Origin of the sequence: Vulcanococcus sp. CPBay_Sum15L08_68 (assembly GCF_017855895.1) — a bacterium.
Taxonomy (GTDB): Bacteria; Cyanobacteriota; Cyanobacteriia; order PCC-6307; family Cyanobiaceae; genus Vulcanococcus.
This window is the reverse complement of sequence record NZ_JAFMFX010000097.1, coordinates 1-4,362: the sequence shown is the minus strand read 5'-3', so window position 1 is coordinate 4,362 and position 4,362 is coordinate 1. Positions and strand designations below refer to the sequence as shown.

Below are 4,362 nucleotides of genomic sequence, written 5' to 3'. Positions count from 1 at the left end.
GCGGTGAGGTTGCTGCTGTAGCGCTTCAGCCCGCTCAGCAGGGTGGAGAGCCCTGTGCCGCCGCCGATGGCCACGATCGAGGGGCCGCGGTTCAGGCGGCTCTTGGCAGCCAAGGCATCCACCAGCAGGGTGTCGCGATCGGGTGCCAGCGCCTGCTGGATCGCCCCAAAGCTGCGGCTTTGCCCGAGCCAGATCAGTCCGCCGCCCACCACCAGCACCAGCGGTCCGGTGATCTCGCGGGGGAGGACCGTGGTGATGTTGGCCAGGGACCAGCGGATGAACTCCAGCAGCCAGTAGATCGGCTGCAGGTCGGCCCAAACGGCTCCTCCCAGGAACAGCAGGAACAGACCAATCCCGGAGGTCAGCATCCAGCGCTTGACCACCAGCCCGGGCTGCAGCCAGCGGGCGGCGCGCTTGGAGCGGCTGACCAGGTCCTTCTGGCGCAGATCTCCCTTGCCGACCCAGCTCGGGCGAGGTCTCGAGCGATTCCCCCTGCGGTGTCCTCGAGCCGGCATGGGGCCAGGTTACGGAGAAACCGCCAAGATGCCCCCATTCGTGAAGGATCCGGTGCAATCCACCCCAGTGGTCCAGATGGACGACGTCAGCGTGCGGTGGGGCCGCAACACCGTGCTGAGCGACGTCGATTTGACCCTGAATGCGGGCGAGCGCCTGGCGGTGGTGGGCCCCTCGGGTGCCGGTAAATCGACGATCCTGCGTCTGCTCTCGGGTTTGCTCCTGCCCAGCAGCGGTCGCCTGAAGATCCATGGGGTGCAGCAGACCTATCTGCGGCTGGATCAGCGCAACCCCCCCGACGTCCGCACGGTCTTTCAGAACCCGGCGCTGCTGGCGTCCTTGACCGTGCGCCAGAACGTGGGCTTTTTGCTGGATCGTTTCAGTCGCTTGAACGAACGGGAGATCCGCCAGCGGGTGGCCGAGGCCCTGGAGGCCGTGGGGCTCTCCGGTACGGAGGATCTCTATCCCGGCGAGCTCAGTGGCGGCATGCAGAAGCGGGTCAGCTTTGCCCGCGCTGTGATCAGTGATCCCAGTCAGCCCGTGGGGAAGGTCCCCTTGCTGCTCTTCGATGAGCCGACGGCAGGTCTGGATCCAGTGGCCTGCACGCGGATTGAAGATTTGATCGTTCACACGACTCAAATCGCGGGCGGCAGTTCTGTGGTGGTGAGCCACGTGATGAGCACGATTGAGCGCACCGCCGATCGGGTGGTGTTGCTCTACGACGGCCTCTTCCGCTGGCAGGGAACTGTGGAGGACTTTCGGACCACAACCAATCCCTATGTGCTTCAGTTCCGCACGGCTAGTCTCAGCGGGCCGATGCAACCCGCGGAGCTCTAGACCCCATGCGCCGCAGTGTGAAAGAAGCGATCGTCGGCTTCACGCTGCTGGCGGCAGTGAGCTCGGCTGGTTTGTTTTGGCTCTGGCTCAAAGGGGTCTCGGTGAGCAATCGCACCTGGCGCTTCCAGGCCAACTTTGCGGATGCCGCCGGATTGGCCCCCCGCTCGGCGGTGACCTATCGCGGGGTCACCGTCGGTCATGTTCAGGAGGTCACCGCCACGGCCACGGCTGTGGAAGTGCAGATCGATATCAATCAACCCAACCTTCAGCTTCCTCAACCCTTGGATGCACGGGTGGAGGCGGCTTCGCTGCTCGGCGGGGATGCGGTGGTGGCTCTCACGGCGCCGATCAAACCACTGCCGAAGGGGACCCCTGGGCCTAAAGCGATCAACTGCAACCGCGCTTTGACGGTCTGCAATGGCTCAGTGATTCAGGGCAAGAGCGCGGCGACCTTGAGCCAGGTGACGGCCACGCTGCAGCAGTTGCTGGATCAGGCGGAGAAGGAAAAGCTGATTCCCAAGCTCGCCACCACGATCAGCAGCATCGAAACCACGGCCAAGGAAGCCACCGAATTCATGGAGGACGGTCAGGTCTTGATCGGAGATCTACGAACCGCGGTCCGTTCCGTCCAACCCACGATCAACAACCTCAACGATTCCACGGCCCATATCCTCAACTTCGTGCGGGTTCTGGATAACCCCAAGACCCTGAGCGAGCTCAAGGGCACAGTCGCCAACCTGGAGGACCTCACCGCAACCCTGGATCGCGTGGGAGGTGACATCAACAAGCTCACCTCCGACAAGCGCTTCATGGATGGCCTGCGCAGCGTGGCGATTGGCCTGGGGGCCTTCTTCGATGAGGTCTATCCCGAGAAGACCGAAGCCAAACGCTGATCAGACCCCGCTGATGGCCTCCATCGCGATCGCGGCAATCGCCTGATCGCTGGCCTTGGGCAGTTGGACATACTTGCCGCCGGCGGAGTCGGCCAGGTCCTTGCCCATGCCGCTGCCGATGAACTTGCGCTCGGTGTCGATCACCAGCAGCTTGATGCCCAGGGAGCGGTACTTGCTGGCCACCTGCTTGACCTCTTCCTTGAGATCCACGGGCTCTTCCCCCTCCAACTGGGGCTGACCGAGGGAGCGGCTGAGGGGAACGTTGCCCCGGCCATCGGTGATGGCGACAACCACGACCTGGCCCAGTTCCCCGGTGGCCATGGCGTTGGCACCCACCCGAGCAGCCTGGGAGAGGCCATGGGCCAGGGGCGAGCCACCGCCGCAGGGCATGGACTCCAGCCGCCGCCGTGCGGCGGTGATCGAGCGGGTCGGGGGCAGCAGCACTTCGGCGGCCTCGCCGCGGAAGGGGATCAGCGCCACTTCGTCGCGGTTCTCGTAGGCCTCGGTCAGTAGGCGAATCACGGCGCCCTTGGCGCTTTGCATCCGGTTGAGGGCCATCGATCCACTGGCATCCACCAGGAAGATCACCAGGGCACCGGCCTTGCGCTGCAGTTGCTTGGCCCGCAGGTCCCCGTCCTCCACCACAACCTTGCGGTGCGGTTCCCGCTCACGCCGGGTTTTTTGGTAGGGCGCTGCGGCCCGCAGGGTGGCGTCGACGGCAATGCGCTTGACCGGGCCCCGGGGGAGCATCGGTTTGACGTAGCGGCCGCGGGAGTCGCTGAAGACCACCGCCCGGCTGCCGCTGCCGCCGCTCTTGGCCTTGCCGGCGTTGAAGAGCAGCAGATCCGGATCGATCGCGATCGCCTCGGGATCGAGCATGAACTCCTCGGGGATCGAAGGCGGAGCTTGATCTTCCGGGGTGTCTTCTTCGTCCTGTTCGTCTTCTTTCTCGTTCTCGTTGTCCTCGGGCTCCTCCGGCTCTTGCTCTTGGTTGTCCTCGCCCTGCGGCGGGGGTGGCGGCGGAGGGGGCTCCATCTGTTGGTCGGGATCCTGGGGCGGCAGTTGCATGGCCCGCGGTGCGATCACCAGGCGCACGGCGACCTGCAGGTCCTCGGCTTCCACCCGGTCACGGCCGCTCAGGGCGGCATGGGCGCGGGCAACCCGCACGGCATAGAGCTCGCTGCGGTGGCCTTCGACGCCGCCGCGCAGGGCTTCGTTCACCAGATAGGCGATTTGCTCCCGCGTGATCTGGACATCGGGTAGCCATTGGCGCGCCAGCAGCAGCTGGGTGGAGAGGGCGTCGGTTTCCTCTTGCCAGCGCTGGCGGAAGGCTTCGCTGGATTCGGCGTGGCCGATGGCACTGCGGGTGATCTCGACCCGTTGATCGAGCTCCAGGACCTGGTTGGCCGAGAGGGCAATGGCGAAGCGATCCAGCAGGTGATCGCGGATGGCCCCCTCTTCGGGGTTGTAGGTGGCGATCAGCAGGCAGCGGCAGGGGTGCGAGAGGCTCAGGCCCTCCCGCTCGACCCGGTTCTCACCGCTGCCAATGGCGGCCAGCAGCAGGTTGGTGACGTTGTCATCGAGCAGGTTCAGCTCATCGACGTAGAGCACGCCGCGGTGGGCCTCAGCTAGCAGACCGGGCTGAAAGACCGCTTCACCGCTGGCGAGTGATGCCGTGACATCGACCGAGCCCACCAGGCGGTCTTCGGTGATGCCCAGGGGCACCTGCACAAAGGGGGCCGGGATGACCTTGGTGGGCAGCAGGGCTTGCTTGTCGGCGCCGGTGGGGTCCGCCCCGAGTTCCGTCAGCCGCGCCCGCGTCGGCGCATCCCAGTCTTCCGGTGCCTGGGGGTCGGTGTTGAGGCCATGGCCGCCGACATCGAGGACGTCGATCGGCGGCAGCAGGGCATGCAGACCCCGCGCCAGAACGGATTTGCCAGTGCCGCGCCCGCCGGCGATCACCACACCGCCCAGGCCGGGGTCGACGGCTGCCAAGAGCAGGGCCAGCTTCAGGGTTCCGTGGCCGGTGATGGCGGCAAGGGGGAAGGCCCGAGCGGCTGTACCACTTGCAACCATGGAAACGCCGGAGAAGTTCGTCGTGGGCGCCAGTCTCGCTGAT

The 4,362-nt window shown here is 65.8% G+C and carries 3 protein-coding genes and 1 pseudogene; 2 read left to right on the top strand and 2 right to left on the bottom strand.

All coding sequences use genetic code 11. The features are described from left to right. Window positions 1-515 (bottom strand): annotated as a pseudogene (locus QZ189_RS10715) (hypothetical protein); the annotation flags it as partial. A 28-nt stretch (window positions 516-543) separates the two neighbouring features. Between QZ189_RS10715 and QZ189_RS10710 the strand changes: the two are divergent. Together QZ189_RS10710 and QZ189_RS10705 are read left to right on the top strand one after the other, a co-directional pair. Beyond that, window positions 544-1,350, top strand: coding sequence for an ATP-binding cassette domain-containing protein (locus tag QZ189_RS10710; protein ID WP_010314400.1), 807 nt, complete (start codon window positions 544-546; stop codon window positions 1,348-1,350). A gap of 5 nt (window positions 1,351-1,355) precedes the next feature. After that, window positions 1,356-2,243 (top strand): MlaD family protein, encoded by an 888-nt coding sequence (locus QZ189_RS10705; protein ID WP_296421741.1) that lies wholly within the window; start codon window positions 1,356-1,358, stop codon window positions 2,241-2,243. Here the strand turns inward: QZ189_RS10705 and bchD are convergent, their stop codons facing one another. Further along, entirely contained in the window at window positions 2,244-4,319 is a 2,076-nt protein-coding gene (gene bchD / locus QZ189_RS10700; RefSeq protein WP_296421740.1) for a magnesium chelatase ATPase subunit D, read from the bottom strand. Window positions 4,320-4,362: the final 43 nt, after the last annotated feature.

Excerpts from the sequence above, each read along its gene's own strand:
- QZ189_RS10710 (WP_010314400.1), top strand. The coding sequence starts at position 544 with ATGCCCCCATTCGTGAAGGATCCGGTGCAATCCACCCCAGTGGTCCAG.
- QZ189_RS10705 (WP_296421741.1), top strand. The coding sequence starts at position 1,356 with ATGCGCCGCAGTGTGAAAGAAGCGATCGTCGGCTTCACGCTGCTGGCG.
- bchD (WP_296421740.1), bottom strand. The coding sequence starts at position 4,319 with ATGGTTGCAAGTGGTACAGCCGCTCGGGCCTTCCCCCTTGCCGCCATC.